Genomic DNA, 23985 nt, shown 5'->3' on the forward strand with positions numbered 1-23985 from the left:
TGATCCTCCTAAGCCAAAAATAGAATGTGAAATGTAGGCAGAAATGAATTAGGTAAGGGGCAGTCATGAACAGTATTCAAAATTTAGAACACATTCGCTCCGATCATGTAGAAAAAATCATTACAAAAACAACTTGTCCCTATTGTGGTGTTGGTTGTGGTGTGGATGTTACTGTCCAGCATAAAACACAAGGTGCAACTGTACAGGTGGCTGGAGATACTGCACACCCAGCAAATTTTGGTCGACTGTGTATCAAAGGCAGTAATTTAGCTGATACTTTAGGTTTAGAAACACGTGTCTTGAACCCAATGTTCGGGCGTAAAAATCATCGGACAGCCACCACTTGGGATGCTGCCGTTGAGAAAATTGCAGACCAATTTCAAGCCTGTATCGATCAATATGGTCGTGACAGCGTTGCATTTTACGTGTCGGGTCAGCTACTGACTGAAGACTATTATGTGGTTAATAAATTCGTGAAAGGTTATCTTGGTACGGCGAATATCGATACCAACTCACGTCTATGTATGTCTTCTGCCGTAGCTGCACATAAACGTGCCTTTGGCGAGGATATTGTCCCTGCAAGTTATGAAGACTTTGAACATGCCGATATGGTGGTACTGGTCGGTTCAAATACGGCTTGGTGTCATCCTGTTTTATATCAACGCATTATGCAGGCAAAAACTAAAAATCCAGATTTATTCGTGGTGGTGGTTGACCCAAGATTCACCAGTACCTGTGAACAAGCTGATTTACATTTGCCAATTTTACCAGGGCAGGATGTCGCTTTATTTAATGGTTTATTGCAGCATTTATATCACAATGATTTTGTAGATCATCATTTTGTTGAATCTTATACAGAAGGTTTATCAGCACTTTTAGAGGCGAGTCACAGCGAACAAGATTTTAAAGCCTTAGTCAAACGTACGGGTATTTCTGCGGAAAAATTACAACTGTTTTTTGATAAGTTTGCCAATACTGAAAAAGTCGTCACCTTATTTTCTATGGGGGTCAATCAATCCTCTCAAGGGGTAAATAAAGCCAATAGCATTATCAATTGCCATTTATTGACTGGAAAAATTGGTAAATTAGGTGCTGCGCCTTTTTCGATGACAGGTCAACCCAATGCAATGGGTGGGCGTGAAGTTGGAGGTTTGGCGAATATGCTGGCAGCGCATATGGATATTGATAATCCATCGCATCAAACACTTGTACAAAATTTTTGGAACAGCCCTGTGATTGCCAATCAAGCAGGCTTGAAAGCGGTTGATTTGTTCCAAGCGGTAGAAAGTGGCAAGATCAAAGCCATTTGGATTATGGCGACCAATCCAGTGGTGAGCTTACCTGATGCTGATCAAGTCAAACGTGCTTTGGAAAAATGTGAGTTTGTGGTTGTTTCTGATATATGTGCAGATACAGATACCACTGCTTATGCCGATGTGCTGTTACCAGCTTTAGGTTGGGGTGAGAAAGATGGCACAGTGACCAACTCGGAACGCCGTATTTCTCGTCAACGTGCTTTCCTTCCAGCACCAAAACAAACCAAAGCAGATTGGTGGGCCGTGTGTGAGGTGGCGAAGAAGCTTGGTTTTGGTGGCTTTGATTTTAATAATGCCTGCGATATTTTTAATGAACATGCAGCGCTGTCCGCCTATGAAAATGCCAGCTTAGATCAGCGTGATCAGGTCGAAAATTTTCGTTATTTCAACTTAAAAGGCTTAATGAATTTAAGCGTAGATGAATATAACCACTTACAACCTATTCAATGGCCCGTTTGGGAAAAAGGCCAGAGTATTATGGTTGAGCAACTTTTTGATCAAGGGCGCTTTAGCCATAAAAATAGCAAGGCCAAATTGATTCCAACGGTTGCGATTGATCCTGTCAATGCGACTTCTGAAGATTATCCATTGATATTGAACACAGGTCGTATCCGTGACCAATGGCATACCATGACACGGACAGGTTTATCAGAGAATTTGACTACACACCGAGCTGAACCTTTTTGTGAAATTCATCCCAATGATGCCTTGAAATTTGGTATCCGTGATAAAGGTTTAGTTGAAGTACGTTCAGTGTGGGGCAGTTGTGTATTACGTGTGACGCTGGCTCATGGTGTACGCCGTGGACAAATCTTTGCACCGATTCATTGGACTGAACAAGTGGCTTCAGATGCCAGAATTGGTAAGGTGGTCAACCCAGTGGTAGATGCTATTTCAGGTGAACCTGAATTTAAACATACACCTGTGGCGATTCAGCCTTTCCATACCACTTGGCAAGGGGTATTGTATGTTCGAGAAGGATTTGAACATCACATCAAAAACTCACTACAAACCTGCGCTTGGTGGACCAAGATTAAGACGGCAAAAGCAATGCGTTATGAGATTGCAGACCGCCATAATTTTGATCAAACGCAACGAAATCTTAAAAACTTCTTACCTTTTGTCGATGAAACCTATGAATGGTTAAGTCTGGATGATGTTTCAGCGCAATTGAGTCATAGTGTAATTTTGAAGGATGGCATTCTTATTGCTAGTTTATATATCGCACCAGCAGAGTTGTTGCCTGATCGAGACTGGGTTGCTACGCTATTTAAACGTGAGCGATTGAGTGCATTACATCGTAAAGCTTTGCTGGCTGGTATGCCGATGTCAGCGGCGAACAACGATGGGCCTTTGGTGTGTAGTTGCTTTAAAGTAGGTAAAAATAAAATCATCGAAGCCATTAAAACCCAAAATATTACCCATGAAAAGCAAGTCACCGCATGTTTAAAAGCTGGTGGAAATTGTGGTTCATGTTTACCAGAGATTCGTGGCTTGATCAAAACCTGTCAGTTGGAGGCAGAAGTATGAATACAGAATTTCCCGCTACAGATCTGGTGATCTTGGCGGGAGGGCAAGCACGCCGTATGAACGGTATGAACAAACTTTTACAACAATTTGATGACCAAGTTCAACTCACAAAAATTTGTCAAAATTTTAAAGCTGAAGTACAAAATATTTGGGTCAATAGTCACCGTGATAGTTCGATTTATAAACATATTGAACCAGACATTCAGTGCTATGCAGATGATCAAAGTGGTTTCCTTGGACCTTTGATGGGAATGAAAAGCGCTTGGTCACAAGTACAATCAGACTATGTCCTATTCATTCCTTGTGATGTGACTTATATCCCAAATCAGGTTTTGGCAAAATTGCATCGTGCTTTGCAGAAAAGTACGCTCGCTCAAGTCGCTTATGTCATGATTAATGGTGATGCTTTATATCCATTTTGCTTATTAAAAAGAGCAAGTTTGCAGATTCTAGAACAACAAATAGCAGCAAATAAGTTAAGTTTACGTGCGTGTTTTAAACTTTTACATGCACAAAATGCCTCATTTCAGAAGCAAAGTTTATTTTGTCATAGCATAAATTCGCTAGATGAATTACAGCAATATCAGCAGATCAAAGCTTTTAAGCGGATGCTTATTTCGAATTAATGGTTGTATATCTTTTCTGTTCAATCACTTTAAAAGAAAACGACTTGCATTCGGATTTTTGAGGTAATTCTCCATTTCTTCAGCAGGTACCATTCCACCGCCAGTTGCCCAAACGATATGATTGGCATTTTCAAGCTGGTTATCTGTTAGTTGGTGTAAAGTAGCATACTCTTGATGCTGGCTGATCAATATAGGGCCTAACATGCCAGCTAAAGCTGAGGGTTCTAGCTTGAGGCTTTCAAATTGGTTAAGCATGCCAAGTAATAGATACATTGTTTGGTCTTCAATTGTATAAAATCCATCCAACAACCTTTCCATTGCGCGACCAACAAATCCTGATGCACGACCAACAGCGAGACCGTCAGCAGCGGTAATATTATCAATGCCAATGTCTTGAACAGAAATTCCATCATGTAGACCGGTAGCAACGCCTAGTAGCATACATGGTGAGTGTGTGGGTTCAGCGAAAATACAATGAACATGATCACCAAAAGCCATTTTCAACCCAAATGCGACGCCACCAGGACCACCACCAACACCACAAGGCAAATAAACGAACAAAGGGTGATCTTGATCCACAACGATATTTTTCTGTTCTAGCTGCATCTTTAAACGTTCGCCTGCAACTGCATAACCTAAAAATAAAGTTTGCGAATTTTCATCATCAATGAAAAAACAATTCGGATTTGCTAAGGCGGCTTTTCGACCTTCTTCTACAGCAACACCGTAATCTTGCTCATATTCAATCACAGTGACACCGTGTGATCGTAACTTATCCTTTTTCCATTGGCGTGCGTCTGCTGACATATGTACCGTAACATTAAAACCTAGTTTCGCACTCATTATTCCAATTGACAGTCCGAGGTTGCCTGTTGAGCCGACTGCAATACTGTACTGATTAAAAAATTCTTTAAACTCAATACTATTTAGTTTTGAGTAATCTTCATCAACGGTTAACAATCCTGCTTGAAGTGCAAGCTTTTCAGCATGGAAGAGTACTTCGTAAATACCGCCGCGTGCTTTAATTGAACCTGATATGGGTAGATGGCTATCTTTTTTAAGCCAAAGTTTACCGTAAACCTTTTGCCCGAAGTGGGCTTCAACAGTTTGTTGCATATCAGGAATGTCTATAAGCTCAGATTCGATGATACCTTTTGTGATGATTGTTTCAGGAAATACAGCCATCAAATAAGGAGCAAAACGTTTTAAACGGTCGCGAGCATCATCAATATCTGTTTGATCGAGTCCAACGTAGGGCAAGCCTTCGCTAAGTGAAGTGAATTGGGAGTTAAACCAAATCGTCTCTTTAAGTTCGATCAGATCTTTAACGATTGGATGTTGTGTAATCAGGAGCTTAATTTGATCTGAATTCATAAGTGTGCTCATCAGGTCTAAATAAAATAACAATGAGAATAATGCAGCCAAGCCTAAAGTTTTTTTAAATTTAAGACCAGTGTTCTTGACCTTTTTCTAAATAAGTTCTATTTTGGAACTCGATTAATTTTAATTCACATTAACATGTGCAAATAAGCTTGAGATTACCATCTCAACACAATCAAGTCGAAACCAGTGTTGAACATAATCAAAATTTTGTAGATGTTATGAGCTCAGCAAAGAAAATTTGTTTAATGGGCCAATTTTCATAACAATGATAAGGTGAAATACAAATGACAATAAGCTCTACAGCTTCTAGACAAGACGTCACGGCATGCATTCTATGTTCACGAAATTGTGGGCTCAGTGTTGAAATCGAAAATAACCAATTTAAGAAAATCAAAGGTGACGATAAACATCCATTTTCTCAAGGTTATATTTGTCAAAAGGCAGCACGATTACAGCATTATCAACAACATGCAGATCGTTTAACCTCTCCATTAAAACGTCAGGCGGATGGTTCATTTAAGGAAGTGAGTTGGGAGCAGGCGATTCAGGAGATCGCTGATCAACTGGTACAGATCCGTAATACCTATGGCGGAACTGCATTTGCTTCCGTTGGTGGTGGTGGACAGGGCAATCACTTAGGCGCAGCCTATGGTCGCCAGCTGTTGTACGCCATGAAAAGTTTTTATGCCTATAACTCTTTGGCACAGGAAAAGACGGGAGATTTTTGGGTTAATGGTCGTTTGTTTGGAAGCCAAGCTTGTCATACCACAGAAGATGTTGAACATGCTGATTATGTTTTGTTTATTGGAACTAACCCATTTCAAGCGCATGGTATCCCCAATGCCAGAGATACCTTAAAACACATAAAAAAAGATCCTAATCGGACTATGGTGGTTTTTGATCCACGTGTTACAGAAACTGCCAAACAAGCAGATATTCATGTTCAATTAAAACCCGGAACAGATGCATACCTGATGTCAGCGATGATCGCAATCATGCTGCGTGAAAACTTGTATGACCAACAGTTTATTCAACAACATACCCATGGATTTGAACAAGTTAAGCAGGCCTTCCTTAACATTCCTGTGGAAGAATACATTCAAAAAGCAGATGTTCCAATTGAGCTGATTTATCAAATTGTTCGCGATTTCGCCAAAGCAAAAAGTGCTTGTGTGCGAATTGATTTAGGTATCCAACATACGTTAAATACAACGCTAAATGGCTATTTAGAGAAGCTTTTATACTTATTGGTAGGACATTTTGGTCAACAAGGTACTAATAATTTGCATACCATGTTTATTCCAATTCTGACCAATACTGATGAGCGAAACCCTAAATATCGACGTACAGTTCATCATAAAATGTTTCCGATTTCGGGTTTTTTTCCACCTAATATTTTACCTGACGAAATCTTAAAAGGTGGTGAAAAACGCGTTCGTGCTGTATTTGTCGATAGTTGTAATCCTTTACTTACATATGCTGATACTTCAGCCTATGAACAGGCTTTTCAATCGCTTGATCTCTTAGTCGTCGTAGATGTGGCGATGACAGAAACAGCGCGGTTGGCACATTATGTATTGCCTGCACATACTCAGTTTGAGAAATGGGAATTTACTGGCTTTAATTTAGAATTTCCTAAAAATGGATTCCATTTACGTCATCCACTTTTCCAAGCAAAAGGGAATACATTACCCGAAGCAGAAATTTACACGCGCTTGCTCGAAGCAATGCAGGTGATGCCTAAGACATTTCCTATTTTGAGTAAAATTTCGGAAAAAGCTTCTGCAAATACAGCTTATTTGGCCTATTTTGCTGCACTTGGCGCGAGCTTTGCGAGAAATAGGAAGTTGATTCCATTTGCTGCCTCTATTGTGTATCGCACATTGGGCAAGACTTTGCCAAATGATGCTGCTTCAACTGCGTTGTTGTTGCCCTTAAGCATGCAGTATGCGGCTCAACATTATAAAGCTGTGAAGCGAGCTGGTTATGAAGGTAATCGTCTTAACCTAGGGGTTAAATTATTCCAAACCATATTAGAACAACGTTCAGGTGTGGTCTTATCACAACATGAGTACACGGATGTATGGAATTTGATTGCTTATAAAGATAAGAAAATTCGCTTAGCCATTCCTGAAATGTTTGTTGAGTTGGCACAATTAAATCAGCAGTCATTGGCATTCACAGGAGATTATCCATTTATTCTATTGGCTGGTGAGCGTCGCAGCTATAACGCCAATCAAATCTATCGTGATCCAGCATGGCGTAAAGTTGATGCGGAAGGACGTTTGAGAATGAATCCTGAAGATGCATCAAGGTTAGAAGTGGAAAATGGCCATTACCTTCAATGTATTTCTGAGCATGGGCAGATTCAAGTCACCGTCGAGCTTGATGAGGGGATGCGTAAAGGTGTAGTGTCATTACCACATGGTTATGGTTTACGTTATCGCGGAGGTGAACCGATTGGGCCACAATTGAATCTGCTAACTTCAACGCAGCATTGTGATCCTTTGTCCAAGACACCATATCATAAGTATGTACCTGTGCGGTTGGAACGAGTATTGGCTTTATAAAGTAATCAGACTGCCGCACTAAATTCAATCATTTTTATAGACAAGTGATAGAAAATGGTGCGGAGTGATTTTGATGAAAATGAACCACAACATGATTAATGGTTGTTTATAGCAAGTAAAGCCACTTGTTTGCATAAATAAGCAACACAATAAGCAATAATGGTTATAGATTGGAATAGTTATTGCTGTAATAAAATCGACTCACTAGGGTTAGTCCAATAAGGATGCACAGAGTTTGTGCTAAAAGTAGTGAGAAGATTCACAATATGAGTGCATATAATGAAGCATGAGATAGCCAACATGACTGTACCGATCTTAAAGGATCAATATGGTCGTATGAAACGAAAGTTGCGGATTTCCGTGACGGATCGTTGCAACTTCAAATGTATTTATTGTATGCCTGAACATCCTGAATGGATGAAAAAGCAAGATTTACTGAGTTTTGAAGCCTTATTGATATTCTGCCAATATATGGTTAAACAAGGCATTGAAAATATTCGTATTACAGGTGGTGAACCTTTAATGCGTCAAGGTGTGGTTCACTTTATCCGTGATTTGCAAGCTTTAAGAGCACTGGGTTTGAAGCGAATTTCAATGACGACCAATGCTCACTACTTAGTTAAATATGCTGAGCAGCTTAAGCAGGCAGGTTTAGATGACCTAAATATTAGCCTTGATAGTTTAGATGCCGAACAATTTAAAAGCCTCACGAAGAAAGAGCTGATTCCAGTTTTAAATGGTATCGATGCCGCAAAAAAATCAGGGCTGCCATTTAAAATCAATTGTGTATTGATGAAAGGTCAGAATGATGACCAAATCTTACCGATGGTGAAATGGGCTAAACATCACAATATTCAATTACGATTTATTGAATTTATGCCTTTGGATGGTGATCAGCATTGGACCGATCAGGCGGTTGTCAGTGAGGCGGAAATTTTAGAACAACTCAAACCGCATTATGATATTCAGCTCATCCAACAGCAGCATGAACCTGCTCGTCAGTATCAACTCGATGGACAGTATCGTATCGGCATAATTTCAACGATTACCCATTCATTTTGTGGTGAATGTGATCGAATTCGACTGACTGCACAAGGTGAGCTCTACAATTGCCTGTTCGCTCAGCAAGGGCTAAATATTAAACCGTATTTGTTGAATATACTTCGAGAACAGAAAATAAAACAAATATCTGATTTTAATGAGCTTGATATGCAGGTAAAACCTTATATTTGGCGAAAAGCGCAAGGCTATCACGCAATTCAACACCAACAAGCGCGTAAAATAAGTATGCATATGTTGGGTGGTTAGTTTAGGAAAAAATGGTCTGGAGAAGAAATGCAAACCATTGAGATTAAAATAGAAGCCTTTGGTGCTATAGAACGATTGTTGCCAAAATTACTTGCATTTGAGTTTGCTGCTGGCCAGTTGGTTCAAGATGTGCTGTCCCATCTAGTGACGCAGTATCCTGAGTCTGCAACTGCGATGGAAAAGTGTGCTTGTGCAATTGGGGAGGACATCATAACTCGACAAACAGCACTGGCTTCATCGTGTACATTGGTGTTGTTATCGCCAGTAGCCGGAGGATAAAAATGCGTGAATTTGCTAGGGTTCAGGATCAAGCTTTAGGTTTAGATTGTTTTGATCCAATTCAAAGCTTTCCTGAATGTGGGGGCATTGATATTTTTATTGGTACAGTGCGTAACCATCACGAAGGAAAAGCGGTCAAAGCCTTAAAATACACAGCTTATACCCCAGTTGCTGAAAAAATGATTCGTCAAATCGAACAAGAAATACAAGACAAATATCAAGTGTCTTATGTTCGTGTCATGCATCGTATTGGCTATTTGGATGTCAGCGAAACCGCGATTATTGCGATTGCTTATGCTGCTCATCGCCGTGAAGCTTTTCAGGCTTGCGAAGAAGCAGTGGAACGGGTCAAGCATGAAGTGCCGATTTGGAAAGAGGAATTCTTTATGGATGGTACCAGCCAATATGTTGAGGGCTGCTGTATTCGCAAAGATGCGGTTGAAGTTGAGACTCACCCTCATGTTCATACCCATGAACATTGTTCGCATGATTAAGGATTAGAAGTCGGCAAGAATCCGTCTAGTATAGAATTTAACAGGTAAAATGAATGAAAAATGTTGGGATGAAGCCCGAAAGTTATCGTGTTGCAGAAGCACAAGCAATTTTATACGCACCACCACATTGTATTCAGTTACTGCGAGATGGAAATACCGAAAAAGGTGATGCTTTAAAAACAGCTCGCATTGCAGGTATTTTGGCGGCGAAACGCACAGATGAGCTGATTCCACTGTGTCATCCTTTACCGATCTATCGTGCTGATGTTGATTATGATTTAAAAGAGGATCACGTGGTGATTCTGACAACAGTTGAAACCATTGGACCAACTGGTGTGGAAATGGAGGCCTTAACCGCTGCGAGTTTAGCTGGGTTGACCATTTACGATATGTTAAAACCACATTGTGAGCCTGACGAACTTTGTTTAGATCAGTGTAAATTGCTGAAGAAAAAAGGTGGTAAGTCTCACTTTAAACGTACTTTGCGTCAGCCAGTTTCTGCTGCTGTGATTGTTCTTTCTGACACGGTTGCTGCAGGGCGTAAACCTGATACTGCGGGTAAATCCGTGGTTGATACTTTGACTGAAGCTGGATTTGATCCGATTCATTATCAAATCTTAGCTGATGAACCAGATCAGTTGAAAGATTTGGTTTTAGAACTGACTAAGTCATATGCATGCATTATGACGGTAGGTGGGACAGGTATTAGTAAGCGCGATATTACCGTCGATACGCTTGAACCACTCATGGAACGTAAATTAGATGGTTTAATGGAAGCTTCTCGCGCATTTGGTCAAAGACGTACCCCTTATGCTGCGATGTCTCGTGGTGTTGCTGGTTTTATTGATCGTTCATTGGTGGTGACTTTACCGGGTAGTCGCGGTGGTGCAAGTGAGTCGATGGCCGCAATTTTACCAGCCTTAGTTCATATTTTTGATGTATGTCGTGACTTACCTCATCCAGGAGGATATGAATAATGTCTGGATGTGGTGCTGAAAAAGGTTTAATCAGTATTGATGAAGCATTACAACTGATTCAAACACGACCTCAAGTACTTGCGACAGAGACATTGCCTTTAGGGCAGTGTCTTAATCGATATTTGGCTGAAGCGGTATATTCAAATGTAAATTTACCAAACTTTTCTCAAAGTGCAGTCGATGGCTATGCATTGAATACCACGCTTGAGCATCTTCAAGATGCTCGCTTTGACCTGAAAGGCGAAATCAAAGCAGGAAGTGTATCGGATCGTCCTTTGGAACAAGGGCAAGCAATTCGGATCTTTACGGGCGGGAAAATTCCGGAAGGTACAACACATGTTGCACGACAGGAAATCGTCATTGTTGAGTCTGATGCTAACATCCGCTTAGCTGAACATATCAAACCAGAAGCAGATATTCGATTTACTGGTGAAGAAATCCAAGTTGGCCAACAATTGGCTGATGTTGACCAGAAAATTAATATTGGTGCACTTGCTGCGCTGAGTATGGCTGGCGTACAAACCATCGATGTGTTTAGTGTGCCCAAAGTTGCCGTTGTGGTTACAGGTGATGAAGTTGCGGAAACACCAGCGGATTTACAAGCAGGTAAAGTTTTCGATGCTAATGGTCCATTGTTGAAAGCATGGTTCAATGATTATGGGCTAGATGTAGAGATTTTGCATATTGCTGATGAAGCAGAACAAGTCAGACACTGCTTTGAACAGTTGAAACAACAGTATGATGTGGTTATTACCACTGGCGGTGTTTCAGTTGGAGATTATGACTTTGTACGTCCTTGTGCATTTGAAACGGGTTTTGAGCAAGTTTTTTGGAAAGTAAAACAAAAACCGGGTAAACCGCTGTTTTTTGCAGAATATAAGCCACTAAATAGTGAGGGTCATCCTTGTTATTTACTCGGATTACCGGGAAATCCAGCCGCCGTATATGTGGCAATGCAGATTTATGGCAAAACTTTATTAGATGCTCTACAAAGTCAAGATCAGCCATTAGAGTGGTTTAGCGCCATCCTGACGCATGAACTCAAATCAGATGCGCGTGAACGTTTTTTGAGAATGCATGCTTACTTCGAATACGGGCAACTTAAACTACAAAGTTTGGCTAAACAGCAATCTCATATGCTGAGTAATCTCATGCAGGCAAACTGTTTGGTCCGTATTCCTGCCAATATTAAAATAGAAGCAGGACAACTGGTTTCTGGGCTATTTATTCACAATTAAGATTTGATTGTATTGTGTAAACTAATTGTTTTTTTTCACTTTTAGCTCAGTACCAATATTGCATCTGATCGCTGAGATAGTTACTGTATATTTTATATTGCTTAGTTTCTAAGCTTACGGTTCAAGACAAGGTTTAATGTCTTTTAAAACTTTAAAATAATGATTTGGTGATAATAATGAAATGGGACGAGATAGGCGATCAGCCATGTTCAGTGGCGAGAACACTTTCAGTACTTGGTGATCGTTGGACGATGCTGATCTTGCGAAATGCGTTTATGGGAGTACGTCGGTTTGACGATTTTCAACGCAGCTTAGGTTTAACCAGACACGTACTTTCTGAGCGATTAAAGCGGTTAGTTGAACATGGTATCTTAGCCAAAGTCCCCTATGTTGAACGTCAAGAACGTTTTGAATATCAACTTACTGAAAAAGGCTTAGACCTTTATCCGATTATGTTGTCGATGATACAATGGGCAGATAAATGGATGGATATGGGGCTTGGAAAGCCGATTGAGTTTACACACAAGCGCTGTGGAAAGAAAATGATACCTCAAATGGTCTGCTCAGAATGTGACGAGCCTATTCAAGTCAAAGATGTACGGGCGACAGCTGGGCCAGGTTATTTTGCATTTATGGATCAAAAGCAAAAAAGCGCATGATTCATTATTTTTGTTGTTCTATTTCAAGTTGAATCGCTTGGGATAGAACTTCAAAAACTTTAGGATTTAAAGATTGTGCCACATTAAAACGAATGAAATTTTGATAATTTTGGCTTTGGCTGAATGCATTTCCAGGCGCCAAAATCACACCATGTTCAAGGCAGGTTTTGGCAATACGAGTACTATCTAAATGATCTGCTAATTTGCACCATAGAAATATTCCTGCCTGTGGTTTAACCCACGTTGTGATGCCTATTTTTGCTAATTGATTAATGGTCGAATCCATTGCTTTTGATAAACGGATTTTTAGTTCCTCTAAATACTTTCGATAATTTCCATCCGTTAATGCAGCATATAAGATTTCAGCTGATAACTGATTGCCACCAAAACAAGTTGCGATTTTTATATCGGTTAAATCTTCAATCCATTCAGATTTAGTGGCGAGATATCCTGTTCGAACAGAGCCCGACAATGTTTTAGAAAAACTCCCAATATGAATCACACGTGATAATCCATCCAGTGCCGCAAGTCGTGGCGCTGTGTGAAGTTCTAGATCCGAAAAAATATCATCCTCGACTACAATCAAATTGGATTGCTCAACAAGCTTTAAAATTTGATAAGCCGTTGAAGCGGTTAATACAGCGCCAGTTGGGTTGTGAATTGCCGAATTGGTAATGTATAACCGAGGGTTATGGTTTTTGATTGCTTGAGCGAACGAGGCTAGATCAGGGCCCGTTTGTGTATAAGGTACGCCAACAATTTGGATTTGATGAACTTTTAGTAAAGCATGAAAATTAAAATAACAGGGATCATCGACCAGAACCACATCATTCGGTTTTAAAAAATAACGGCAAATTAAATCAATTGCTTGCGTGCCAGAGTCAGTGAGTAAAATTTGATTTGGAGTTGCTTCGATTCCTTTACTTAAAATTTTACGTGACAGTAGCTCACGTAATGCGGGCAGACCAAGCGGGGTTGAGTAATCGGTCAAAATTTTTGCATTGGCTTTTGAAATTTTTCGAACCGCTTTACGAATATTTTCATGAGGCATCCAATCATCGGGTAACCAGCCGCATCCAGGTTTCAAAACATCTTGTGTTGCTTCTAATGCTTGTCTTGAAATCCATAATGGGTCAATGTTTCGATCTATTTTAGGGTGAATTTCCGAAATAGATAATGGCGAGAGAGGACCTGCAACAAAATACCCTGAACCTGTTTTAGCTTCAATTAAACCTTGCGCAGAAAGACGTTCATAAGCTTCGACAATTGTGGAGATCGATAAATTAAGTCGAGCTGCTAATGATCGTACTGACGGTAGTCTGGAACCAGGCATCAATGAACGATTTTTAATCTGCTCATGGACATGTTGTATAACGAAATCAATTTTTGTTGTTTTCATCCATTCGCTCTCTAACTGTATTGGTGTTTTATGCAGTACGGTTATTTAAAATTGTACTGTATTGTGTATGGTGCAGAAACCATAACACAGTTTAAATTCTCCATATAGATGTGGAGATAAGAAATGAGATTTTTAAGCAATGGTTGGGTGAATGGGCTTATAGGTGTGGTGATTTTTGCAGGCTCTTTACCTGCAACGCGTGTTGCTGTCATGGATTTTAGTCCAACATTTTTAACTGCTGCAAGGGCTGCAATTGCAGGTGTTTTAGGTTTAATTTTAATTCTCTTATCCCGTCAAAAACTACCCAATAGAAAAGACTGGATGCCTTTATTTTATGTGGCCATTGGTGTTGTGATTGGCTTTCCACTGTTTACTGCTTTAGCGTTGCAATATGTTAGTGCTGCCCATAGCATCGTTTTTGTAGGGTTATTGCCTTTAGCTACAGCTGTTTTTGGCGTGTTGCGAGGAGGAGAGCGACCTAATTTCGTATTTTGGTTATTTGCGATCTTAGGAGCTGCGCTTGTATTCGCTTATATGTTGATTCAAACACAAAGTTGGCTATTCAATTATGGTGACATTTTTATGCTGCTAGCCATCATACTTTGCGGATTTGGGTATGCTGAAGGTGGAAAGCTATCTAAGCATTTAGGTGGTTGGCAAGTGATTTGCTGGGCACTTATTTTGATGTTGCCAGTCATGCTCGTCATTTCATATTTTTATATGCCTATCAGTTTTGAACAAATTTCATGGTCTGCAGCGTTAGGCTTAGCTTATGTATCTATTTTCAGTATGCTTATCGGTTTCTTCTTTTGGTATAAAGGGCTGGCACTTGGTGGTATTGCAGCGGTCGGGCAGTTACAGCTATTACAACCGATATTTGGGTTGGCGATTGCAGCAGTCATTCTACATGAGCAGGTGAGTATGACCATGCTTGTAGTGACCATAGCTGTAATCGCTTGTGTGACTTGTGCCAAGAAATTTGCTTGATTCAAAAGGATTACAAACAATTCGCAGGTTTAGGTACGCCCGCTAAACGACTCAGATGTCGAGCGACTAAACCTGTATTAAATCGCTGTTGTAGTTCTGCATTATTAATTTCAGGGCTGACCGTTTTCATTAGAAATTTAATCAATGGACGTGTTGCTGGTGAGTGCCCGAATTGTTGGTAAAATTGACGTACCGCATGAAGTACTTCAAAATGCCATGCTGTTAGTTCTAAATCCAGAGATTTAGCTAACTCATGAGCGACTTCTTGATTCCAAATCGTATAATCAAGCAAATGACCATCTTGATCTAACTCTAATTGCATAAAATAGCCTAAGTAAAATTGGAAATGGATTATTTCAAAGTGACGCAGCGATCAAAATGTAAAACTAAATCAGCGAATTGAGTATATTCTATGATTTTTACATGCGCTTTAATTTCAGCATTTAATAAACTTTGCTCGCTGCTTAAACAATAAAGATGAGAAAAACGATCTAAAATTGTTTGGGGGATATTCAACGCTGCATCACCCATAATCACAATCGAGTCATCAGTTTGAGCCATTTGACATAAATCTGCCCACAACTTATCAAGTTGTGAATAGGGTGACTGGATCAAAAATAAAGTTGTATTTTCCATCGAAAGATTCCTTACCAATACAATACATGGTCAAATGATTGAATGAATTGTGGATTAAGTTCAATAAATTCGATGTCTTGTTCGGTATTTTGAATCAGACTGAGTTGTTGATTTTTTGTTTCGATCAAAATAGGCGTTAAATCATAAAACTCAAAACTTTCGACCATATTTGATGCGACTTTAAACGCATGCTTGAGTTGATCGAATGTTAACTGATTGTTCAATAAACTTAGTGCCGCGTCCTTTAATAAAACTTTGACAGAAATACCAAAGGTTGCTAAAACCATAGTTGCAGACAAGCTTTCGTTGACCTGCAAACTGGTTAAATTGGGCTGCGTTAGGATGACGAGTACAGATTTCACACAATATACCTTTTAAAAGCAACACTCTATTAAAGAACTTAAATTAAAATTGAATTAGACGAGAACAACCTTGCACTGCATCAGCAAGCTCACCTAGTCCAACTAGCTCAAAACCCTGCGCTAGATTGTAATGTTGAAGTGAATGGCGTTGTGCATTACTCGCATCAGTAATTCCCCGAGCAAGGGCAGCACTGACACAGACAGGGAGTCGAATGCCGAGCTTTTGCCATTCTTGTTTCAGATTGCGTTGATCATCAGGAAACCACTGTAAATCGTTCGCAACCTGAACACCGTCTTGGTAAAAGAAGACACGAATTTCTTCATGCTTATTTCGTAATGCTTGCGCTAAACCGAATGCGTGCCAAGCCATTACTGAAGTAGGCGCAGAAGTAATTAGCAGTAGTGTACTCATTGAATATTCACTATGGTCATATAGGCGAAATGAAGGTGGGCATAATTAAAAAGAAGGTAATTATACAATGATTTTGGTCACAGGTGGTTTAGGCTTTATCGGTTCACACATTGCTCTGAGTTTATTGGCTCAGGGGAAAGAAATAGTTATTGTTGATAATTTAGCTAATTCTACCTTACAGACCTTAGAGCGATTGGAATATATCTCAGGAATGTATATTCCATTTGTAAAGTTGGATGTTCGTAATACACCAGCGCTAAATAAAGTATTTGAGCAGTATTCAATCGATACGGTTATTCACACTGCAAGTTTTAAATCTCTCGAAGAATCTGCGTTGAAACCGCTTGAGTATTATAACGATAACGTTAGTTGTATCATGAGTTTATTGCGTGCTATGCAGCGGATGGGTGTTAGGCAGTTGTTGAATTTGTCTAGTTTAGCTGTTTACGGGAAGTCTGATCCTAAGCTATCTGAAGAAACAGAATTTAATTATCGTTCTGCCAATCCTTATATTCGAACCCAACAAATCGTTGAAGATATCATTGCTGATACTTATAAAGTTGATCACGAATGGAAAATCGTGAATTTTCGTTTATCCAATATTGTGGGTGCATTTGAGCATGGCGTATTGGGTGAGTATGTTACTCAACTCCCAAAAAATATTGTGCCGCTTGCTTTGCAAGTTGCAGCGATGCAAAGAGATTGTATTGAGTTGCAAAATCAAGCAGAAACAGAAGACCGAACGGTAGAACGTAGTTTCTTACATGTATTAGATGCTTGTGATGCGGTATTGATGACAATGAATTGGTTAGAAACCCAAAGCAATTGTTTAGAGTCTTTCAATATTGCACATTCGCAGCTGACATCTATTCAAAGCTTATTAAATGAAATCGCTAAAGTGACCCAGGCTGAGATTCGTGTTCAGCCAGCAGTTTATCAAAATCAAGAGCTGGCTCAATTAGGTGCAAATATTGATAAAGTGAAAAACATATTGAATTGGGAACCGAAACGTTCTTTAACTCAAATGCTTGAAGATGAGTGGAGATTTTATCTGAATACCTTGAAGGGTGGCTAGTTTAATGATTCTTATTTACATCAATGGACTGTTTGATGATAATGAGATGGGTTGTCGTTTATATAGATAATCTACGACTTAGCTAGCCAAAGCATCAATTTGCTTCAGCCCGTGAGAATTTTAATCAAATAGATCAGAGGTTGATGCTATGCAAATGCGAATTGAACACGACACCATGGGCGAAATTGAGGTTCCTAATGAGGCCTTGTGGGGTGCGCAAACGCAAAGAAGTTTACAGAACTTTAAAATCGGTCAAGAGCGTTTACCACGCGCAATGATACGTGCAATGGGCTTGGTCAAAAAGGCAGCCGCAATCACCAATGCCGAGCTGAAACAACTTCCTCAAGATCTGAGCGAATATATTGTCGGTGCTGCTGAAGAAGTCATTGCTGGACAATGGGATGCACAGTTTCCTTTGGTGGTTTGGCAAACAGGCTCAGGTACTCAAAGCAATATGAATTGTAATGAAGTCATTGCCAATATAGCCAATCAGAAATTGGGACAAGCACTCGGTGCGCAAAAACCGGTACATCCGAATGACCATGTCAATCGTGCTCAATCCACCAATGATTCTTTCCCCACTGCGATTCATGTTGCGGCAAGTCTTCAAATCAATGAGCTGCTCATTCCAGCGGTTGAAAAACTCAAAGTTACTTTACAGCGTAAATCAGATGAGTTTAATGATATCGTCAAAATAGGTCGTACACATTTACAAGATGCGACCCCCCTGACTTTAGGACAAGAGTTTAGTGGTTATGTTTCACAATTAGAGCATGGTGTTAAGCGTCTACATCAAGCACTCGCAGGTTTATATGAATTACCTTTGGGTGGTACGGCTGTCGGTACAGGTTTAAATGCCCATCCTGATTATGCAGTCAAAGCGGCAGAGCAGTTATCTATGCTTACTGGACTTCCATTTATCACTGCGCCGAATAAATTTGAAGCTTTAGCTGGACGTGATGCAGCCGTATTTGCTTCGGGTGCATTAAAAACATTGGCCGTGAGTTTAAATAAAATCGCAAATGATATTCGTTGGTTGGCGAGTGGTCCTCGTTGTGGCTTTGGTGAGATTCGTATTCCAGAGAATGAACCTGGCTCAAGCATTATGCCGGGTAAAGTCAATCCGACTCAAAGCGAAGCCATGACCATGGTGGTTGCTCAGGTCTTGGGCAACGATACGACTATCAATGTGGCAGGTGCATCGGGTAATTTTGAATTAAATGTATTTATGCCTGTGATTGCCTATAACTTATTACAGTCGATTCAGTTGCTTGGTGATGCATGTAATAGTTTTAACGATCATTGTGCAGTGGGTATAGAGCCAAATCTTGAGAAAATTGATTATTTTTTGCATAATTCTTTAATGTTAGTCACCGCATTGAATCCTGTGATTGGTTATGAAAACTCAGCCAAAGTTGCCAAAACAGCCTATAAAGAAGATAAAACCTTAAAACAGGTGGCAGTTGAATTAGGTTTGGTCACCGCTGAGCAATTTGATGAGGTTGTGAAACCTGAAAATATGGTATCGCCGAACAGTAAGTCGTGATTTTATCTTAATGGTACGTCCTCTCATTTATGGGAGGACTTTTTTATGAGTGGTTTTTACAAAGTGAACTGCGTACAATATTGGTTTGATTGACTAGACCATTGTTTTACTATGCTTAATATTTATTTAACAGATACTCAAACTCATATTCAATATTCTGGTCTGTCTCATGAAAACCCTGTTAAATTTCTGTTGAATTTAAAGAAAATATTTCCAAGCACTGTTGATTTATTATTGCCAGTATTGCCTGATGATAACGACTTAGAAAATTTAACATGGGAAGCCAATTCAAAAGATTTTGAAATTTTTAAGAAGTTATTGGAAGGTTGGGGTGTCATTGAATTGCGTTTAAGTGCAATTACCACATATAAAGATAAAGATTTTGCAAATGAGCTGGTAAAAAAAGCCCAAACTCAACGTAAACGGATTGCAAAAAAACAAACTCAACTGTCATTACTTGCGTTGGACTATGTGTTGATGCATGAAATTCATGCGTTGATCGATGCAGAACTGGTAACGATTGGAGAAAAGTTCTATTTACCTACATTGCGCGAGCAATGGAAAGGCCAATTTGCAGAGCAAATTTTGCAAGGTAAATTTTAATGATAGAAAGCAGACTTAGGGTCTGCTTTTTTATTGATCTATAACGATTAATGACATAAGATTTTCATCTACAAACAATTACAATATTTTAGTGTCTGAATTTTTAAGCGGCATATATATTGCTTGTAGGGATATAAATATTATTGCGGGAGAGAAGTTCTTCAATGAACTCGCCGAAGGAGCAACGACCCCGGAAACTCTCAGGCAGAAGGACTGTAATAATAGACATACAATCTGGAGAGCAGTGCTCAATTTGTAGAAACATATACTTAAATTTATTTCTTCTACGAGAAACACTCACCGAAGGGGAAGGCTCAATGATTAATTGGTAATCATCTGCCAAAACTCTCAGGTACCATGACAGATGGGGCTACGCATTAAGAAATGTTATGCATTTCTGGGAGTTTGCTATGCCACATGTTGTTGTAATTGGTGCGGGGATTACGGGTGTAACGTCTGCTTATGAGTTAATTAAGTTGGGTTATGAGGTGACGGTGATAGATCGTCACTTATTTCCAGCAATGGAAACCTCGTTTGCCAATGGTGGACAATTGTCCGCCTGTAATGCTGAAGTATGGAATCAAAAAGCAACTGTGCTCAAAGGTATGAAATGGATGGGCAAAAAAGATGCACCATTATTGCTCAACCCATCTTTTAGTGCGCACAAATATCGCTGGTTAATCGAGTTTTTGACCCATATTAAAAATTATAAAGCCAATACGATTGAGACTGTGCGTTTAGCGTTGTTGGCGAGACAGCGTTTATTTGAAATTGCAGAGAAAGAGAACATTTCTTTTGATTTGGAAAAACGTGGTATTTTGCATATGTACCATACCAAAGAAGACTTTGAAATCGCAAAAAAAGTGAATGATGTGCTAGTCGAAGGGAAACTGGAACGTAATGCGATCACACCTGAAGAAATGAAGGCAATTGAACCCAATTTAACAGGTACATATTTTGGTGGATATTACACTTCTGGAGATGCAACAGGAGATATTCATAAATACTCTGTGGGTTTAGCAAGAAAAACACAAGAGTATGGTGCGAAATATCGCTTTGGTCTAGATGTAGTTGATGTTCAATGTTTGCAAGATAAAGTGATCGTCCAGTGTAAAAACAGTTCGGAAAATACACATCCAGACTCAGAGCAGATCACTGAAATCGAAGCAGATTTGATTGTGGTTTGTGGTGGTGTAGGTAGCTATCAATTGGCCGATATGCTTGGAGATACGATTAATGTTTATCCTGTAAAAGGTTATTCAATTACAGTGCAGCTTCAAGACGAGCGTAGTGTAAACAATGCACCTTGGGTCAGTTTATTGGATGAAAGTGCAAAAATTGTGACTTCGCGATTGGGCGCTGATCGTTTTCGTGTTGCTGGAACAGCAGAGTTCAATGGTTATAATCGTGATATCCGTGCTGATCGTATCCAACCGTTAATTAATTGGGTCAATCAAAATTTTGATATTTCAACTGAGCATGTGGTGCCTTGGGCAGGTTTACGTCCGATGATGCCAAATATGTTGCCAGCAGTGAGACAGGGTAAGCAATCACGCGTGTTTTACAATACGGGACATGGTCATTTAGGTTGGACATTATCTGCCGCTACAGCGGTCGTAATTAGCCAAGAAATTGCTCAGAAGTTTCCAAACTAAGTATCTAGAAAGCCGATGGAGACATCGGCTTTCCATTTGGTAAGTTGATATATCAATCATACAAACGATAAATGCCTGCAAAGCGTTCGCAACCTTTTTGTTCGGTTTTTATCACCAATAAAGCTTTCTGAAAATCAAATTGATATTGGCACATTTTTTCGTTGTCGGTAATCTGATTTTTCTCATTAGGCGCACTATAAGCAAGCAACGATACTGTTTGTGTTTCCAAACGATTGTTAGGACTTCGATAAGCGATCCCTTCAATTTTAAGTCTATCTTTGTCGAGCTGGTGAATCTGTAAATGAACAGGTTGCGCTGCAAGTTTGCCATGTTCATATTTTAAATAGTGCTGAGTGAGCGTTTGATTCATTGAAGTATAAAAATTCAAATCATCAAAACGCGTATCGAACTGCTGTTGAAAACATGCTTTCGATTTACATTTTCGTATTTGGCCTAACCATAACTTTTGAGTATCGTGTAAAAGTTGCAGAGGGGCATCAGTGACCAGATAAGCAGTTAAAAATTTATCGTTGAGTTTTAGTCGGTGCTCATTATATTGCTTTGAACATATGATTTTGAGATCAGAATTGCGACTAGAGCAGTCGATAGATTGTGCAAATGTATATGTTGAGCAGAAACAACCCAATGCGATGATATAACCTGCTTTCTTTAATTGATTTCTTACCATGTTCAACAGCATAATCACTTATACTTTCAGTCTAATTTGCTCAACGTACTATAGCGAAATAGAAAGCCTGAATACAAGATTTGTTCGGTATATTGTAAAAGGAAAATGTTATGGTTGCTCAGATTCGTATTGGACAAGGGATAGATGTACATGCTTTTGAGGAAGGTGATTTTGTAACCTTGGCAGGTGTTCAAATCCCTCATACACACGGTTTAAAAGCGCATTCAGATGGTGATGTGGTCTTACATGCTCTAAGCGATGCCTTGTTGGGGGCTTTGGCTTTAGGCGATATTGGACAGCATTTCCCTGACACTGATCCTGAATATAAAGGTGCCGATAGCCGTGTACTGCTTAAGCATGTTTATCAGCTGATTTTAGATCGTGGTTATCATTTAAATAATGCCGATATCACAGTCGCTTGTGAGCGACCAAAACTTGCTCAATATAATCTAGAAATGCGTCAAAGTATTGCAGATGTGCTTGATGTAGAGATCACTCAAGTCAGTATTAAAGCGACAACTACAGAAAAACTTGGTTTTACTGGTCGTCAAGAGGGAATCTTGGCGACTGCGACTGTATTGATTTCACATCAAGCAAAATGATCTGTATCAATTAATGCTTGCTGTAGTTCTTGGGTTGCTTTACGACCTTGAAGTTGTAAAGCAATACTATGGATTAAGCCTGTCCAAGTCTCGTTCGGTTCCCAAATCTGGTGTAACAGCTCTTGGGCAGCGGGAAGGTCAATATTCATATAGAATTGGCGATATAAATACATCAGGCTGCTCACACGCATATTTTTAGCACAGTGCAACCAAACGACCTCATTCTGTACCAGATGATCAATGAGATCTAAAACAAAAAGGCATTGTTCTGAACAAGGCATATCCCAATCAATAGGAATATGAATGTAATTTAAACCAAGGTCCAAGCAAATTTGATCTTGCTTAGTTAAGTGGTTCTCTGATTTGCTAGTTGCGAGATTAATGACTGTACTACAACCATACTCTTTGATCTGCTGTAATTGTTCTGCAGTTGGTTGAGCAGAGCTAAATAAATGCTCATGCACCACGGAGAAACTTGGTATTTCAGATAAAGCTTGCTCAAGTGTTGTCATAAGATCCGCTGTGTCGTCATTGAAGTTTTCTTATAAAGAGAAACTTAATCTAAAGGGCATGGATTACTATAAGTGTTTTTATTTAAGTGTTCAATTTATAAGGCTCAAATAAAAATATAAGACGCAAAAAAACAGCATCAAATGATGCTGTTTTTATTTTTACTATTTAGTCTTTTTTGAGATTCTCGTTTAGTAAGAACTCCATCAATGCTTTTTGAGCATGTAGACGGTTTTCTGCTTCATCCCAGACAACGGCATTTTTATGATCAAGCATATTTTCAGAAATTTCTTCACCACGATGTGCTGGCAAACAATGCATAAATAAGCAATCAGGGTGAGCCAAGCCCATGAGTTTTTCGTTGACTTGAAAGTCAGCAAACGCTTTCTCACGAAGTTTTTGCTCTTCTTCTTGGCCCATGCTTGCCCAAACATCGGTCACGATCAAGTCAGCATTAACGGCTGCATCTTCGGCTTTGTTGAAAACTTCTACACAATCGGCAAATTCGGCTAAAAATTTCGCTTGTGGTTCATAACCTTCAGGCGCAGCAATTTTTAGTTTAAAGCCCATCATATGTGCTGCTTCAATATATGAGTTACACATATTGTTGCCATCACCGATCCACGCAACTGTTTTACCTTCGATGCTGCCACGATGCTCTTGGAAGGTTTGTAAGTCAGCGAGTAATTGGCAAGGGTGATGGTCATCAGTGAGACCATTGATGACAGGAACTTTTGAGTAAGAAGCAAAACGTTCGACAATGTCATGACCAAAAGTACGGATCATAACGATATCAAGCATGCTTGAAATAACACGTGCAGAATCTTCAATCGGTTCACCACGGCCCAATTGGGTATCGCGTGGAGATAAAAAGATAGCACTACCACCAAACTGGTCGATACCAGCTTCAAAAGAAATACGTGTACGCGTACTCGATTTCTCAAAAATCATTCCCAAAACTTTACCAACAAAAGGTTGATATACCGTATTGCTATGTTGCATACGCTTAAGTTCATGCGCGCGATCTAAAATGCGTTGCAGTTCCAAAGAAGATAGGTCACGTAAAGTTAGAAAATGCCGAAGCGCCATAGTTACTCCCACAATAATTATTGAATAAAAACAATAACTAA

The 23985-nt window shown here is 39.6% G+C and carries 24 protein-coding genes and 1 riboswitch; of the genes, 15 read left to right on the forward strand and 9 right to left on the reverse strand.

Going from position 1 to position 23985, the window contains the following annotated elements; all coding sequences use genetic code 11:
• Positions 1-65 precede the first annotated feature (65 nt).
• Both EAH57_RS06060 and mobA read left to right on the forward strand, forming a co-directional pair.
• Positions 66-2846 carry a nitrate reductase gene (locus tag EAH57_RS06060; RefSeq protein WP_121929265.1) on the forward strand — a complete coding sequence of 927 codons (2781 nt, stop codon included), beginning with the start codon at positions 66-68 and terminating at the stop codon, positions 2844-2846.
• A complete protein-coding gene (gene mobA, locus EAH57_RS06065) occupies positions 2843-3472 on the forward strand; it encodes a molybdenum cofactor guanylyltransferase (protein WP_121929266.1) in 630 nt (209 codons plus the stop codon). Before EAH57_RS06060 ends, mobA begins: the two co-directional genes overlap by 4 nt.
• Before the next feature lie 24 nt (positions 3473-3496).
• Here the strand turns inward: mobA and dsdA are convergent, their stop codons facing one another.
• A complete protein-coding gene (dsdA, locus tag EAH57_RS06070) occupies positions 3497-4846 on the reverse strand; it encodes a D-serine ammonia-lyase (RefSeq protein WP_121929267.1) in 1350 nt (449 codons plus the stop codon).
• A 293-nt stretch (positions 4847-5139) separates the two neighbouring features.
• On the opposite strand from dsdA, the gene EAH57_RS06075 reads away from it, so the two are divergent.
• From EAH57_RS06075 to EAH57_RS06105, 7 genes are all read left to right on the forward strand, one after another.
• Positions 5140-7425 (forward strand): molybdopterin-dependent oxidoreductase, encoded by a 2286-nt coding sequence (locus tag EAH57_RS06075; RefSeq protein ID WP_121929268.1) that lies wholly within the window; start codon positions 5140-5142, stop codon positions 7423-7425.
• Positions 7426-7704: 279 nt separating this feature from the next.
• Positions 7705-8733, forward strand: a complete 1029-nt coding sequence (moaA, locus tag EAH57_RS06080) for a GTP 3',8-cyclase MoaA (protein WP_121929269.1) — start codon at positions 7705-7707, stop codon at positions 8731-8733.
• A gap of 27 nt (positions 8734-8760) precedes the next feature.
• On the forward strand, positions 8761-9012 hold the full coding sequence (locus tag EAH57_RS06085; RefSeq protein ID WP_121929270.1) for a MoaD/ThiS family protein: 252 nt from the start codon (positions 8761-8763) through the stop codon (positions 9010-9012).
• Positions 9013-9014: 2 nt separating this feature from the next.
• The gene (locus EAH57_RS06090; RefSeq protein WP_121929271.1) at positions 9015-9506 is read left to right on the forward strand and encodes a molybdenum cofactor biosynthesis protein MoaE; all 492 of its coding nucleotides are present in this window, start codon (positions 9015-9017) and stop codon (positions 9504-9506) included.
• A 53-nt stretch (positions 9507-9559) separates the two neighbouring features.
• On the forward strand, positions 9560-10483 hold the full coding sequence (gene moaCB, locus EAH57_RS06095; RefSeq protein WP_121929272.1) for a bifunctional molybdenum cofactor biosynthesis protein MoaC/MoaB: 924 nt from the start codon (positions 9560-9562) through the stop codon (positions 10481-10483).
• Complete coding sequence (locus EAH57_RS06100) at positions 10483-11721, forward strand: molybdopterin molybdotransferase MoeA (RefSeq protein ID WP_121929273.1); 1239 nt, start codon at positions 10483-10485, stop codon at positions 11719-11721. Before moaCB ends, EAH57_RS06100 begins: the two co-directional genes overlap by 1 nt.
• Positions 11722-11897: 176 nt before the next feature.
• Positions 11898-12380 (forward strand): winged helix-turn-helix transcriptional regulator, encoded by a 483-nt coding sequence (locus EAH57_RS06105; RefSeq protein WP_121929274.1) that lies wholly within the window; start codon positions 11898-11900, stop codon positions 12378-12380.
• Between the two features lie 4 nt (positions 12381-12384).
• Here EAH57_RS06105 and EAH57_RS06110 read toward each other — a convergent pair whose 3' ends face one another.
• On the reverse strand, positions 12385-13779 hold the full coding sequence (locus EAH57_RS06110) for a PLP-dependent aminotransferase family protein (protein ID WP_121929275.1): 1395 nt from the start codon (positions 13777-13779) through the stop codon (positions 12385-12387).
• A 123-nt stretch (positions 13780-13902) separates the two neighbouring features.
• Between EAH57_RS06110 and EAH57_RS06115 the strand changes: the two genes are divergently transcribed.
• Complete coding sequence (locus tag EAH57_RS06115; RefSeq protein ID WP_121929276.1) at positions 13903-14766, forward strand: DMT family transporter; 864 nt, start codon at positions 13903-13905, stop codon at positions 14764-14766.
• A gap of 10 nt (positions 14767-14776) precedes the next feature.
• Here EAH57_RS06115 and EAH57_RS06120 read toward each other — a convergent pair whose 3' ends face one another.
• The 4 genes from EAH57_RS06120 to tusD are packed head-to-tail and all read right to left on the reverse strand — an operon-like array spanning position 14777 to position 16176.
• A complete protein-coding gene (locus EAH57_RS06120) occupies positions 14777-15088 on the reverse strand; it encodes a TusE/DsrC/DsvC family sulfur relay protein (RefSeq protein ID WP_004670930.1) in 312 nt (103 codons plus the stop codon).
• Between the two features lie 29 nt (positions 15089-15117).
• Positions 15118-15402, reverse strand: coding sequence for a hypothetical protein (locus EAH57_RS06125; protein WP_121929277.1), 285 nt, complete (start codon positions 15400-15402; stop codon positions 15118-15120).
• 11 nt (positions 15403-15413) lie between these two features.
• The gene (locus EAH57_RS06130) at positions 15414-15764 is read right to left on the reverse strand and encodes a hypothetical protein (protein ID WP_121929278.1); all 351 of its coding nucleotides are present in this window, start codon (positions 15762-15764) and stop codon (positions 15414-15416) included.
• Positions 15765-15807: 43 nt separating this feature from the next.
• Positions 15808-16176, reverse strand: coding sequence for a sulfurtransferase complex subunit TusD (gene tusD / locus EAH57_RS06135; protein ID WP_121929279.1), 369 nt, complete (start codon positions 16174-16176; stop codon positions 15808-15810).
• Positions 16177-16243: 67 nt separating this feature from the next.
• Here tusD and EAH57_RS06140 point away from each other — a divergent pair, with 67 nt between their 5' ends.
• The 4 genes from EAH57_RS06140 (at position 16244) to EAH57_RS06155 (ending at position 21055) form a co-directional block, all read left to right on the forward strand.
• Entirely contained in the window at positions 16244-17251 is a 1008-nt protein-coding gene (locus EAH57_RS06140) for an SDR family NAD(P)-dependent oxidoreductase (protein ID WP_121929280.1), read from the forward strand.
• Positions 17252-17399: 148 nt separating this feature from the next.
• A complete protein-coding gene (fumC, locus tag EAH57_RS06145; protein WP_121929281.1) occupies positions 17400-18797 on the forward strand; it encodes a class II fumarate hydratase in 1398 nt (465 codons plus the stop codon).
• Between the two features lie 111 nt (positions 18798-18908).
• On the forward strand, positions 18909-19400 hold the full coding sequence (locus tag EAH57_RS06150) for a hypothetical protein (RefSeq protein ID WP_121929282.1): 492 nt from the start codon (positions 18909-18911) through the stop codon (positions 19398-19400).
• Between the two features lie 136 nt (positions 19401-19536).
• Positions 19537-19626: riboswitch (glycine riboswitch) on the forward strand.
• 184 nt (positions 19627-19810) lie between these two features.
• On the forward strand, positions 19811-21055 hold the full coding sequence (locus EAH57_RS06155) for a D-amino acid dehydrogenase (RefSeq protein ID WP_121929283.1): 1245 nt from the start codon (positions 19811-19813) through the stop codon (positions 21053-21055).
• Positions 21056-21107: 52 nt separating this feature from the next.
• Here EAH57_RS06155 and EAH57_RS06160 read toward each other — a convergent pair whose 3' ends face one another.
• Positions 21108-21755, reverse strand: a complete 648-nt coding sequence (locus EAH57_RS06160; RefSeq protein ID WP_121929284.1) for a hypothetical protein — start codon at positions 21753-21755, stop codon at positions 21108-21110.
• Between the two features lie 98 nt (positions 21756-21853).
• On the opposite strand from EAH57_RS06160, the gene ispF reads away from it, so the two are divergent.
• Positions 21854-22345: a 2-C-methyl-D-erythritol 2,4-cyclodiphosphate synthase gene (gene ispF / locus EAH57_RS06165; RefSeq protein WP_121929285.1), complete on the forward strand. Its 492-nt coding sequence runs from the start codon at positions 21854-21856 to the stop codon at positions 22343-22345.
• On the opposite strand, the gene EAH57_RS06170 is transcribed toward ispF, so the two are convergent.
• Together EAH57_RS06170 and argF are read right to left on the reverse strand one after the other, a co-directional pair.
• Positions 22333-22857: a protein tyrosine phosphatase family protein gene (locus EAH57_RS06170; protein ID WP_121929286.1), complete on the reverse strand. Its 525-nt coding sequence runs from the start codon at positions 22855-22857 to the stop codon at positions 22333-22335. The two genes, ispF and EAH57_RS06170, sit on opposite strands and share 13 nt — an antisense overlap.
• A gap of 166 nt (positions 22858-23023) precedes the next feature.
• Positions 23024-23944 (reverse strand): ornithine carbamoyltransferase, encoded by a 921-nt coding sequence (gene argF, locus EAH57_RS06175; protein WP_121929287.1) that lies wholly within the window; start codon positions 23942-23944, stop codon positions 23024-23026.
• Between the last annotated feature and the right edge of the window lie 41 nt (positions 23945-23985).

The sequence above is a fragment of the Acinetobacter sp. 2JN-4 genome, from assembly GCF_003687745.1.
GTDB lineage: Bacteria > Pseudomonadota > Gammaproteobacteria > Pseudomonadales > Moraxellaceae > Acinetobacter > Acinetobacter halotolerans.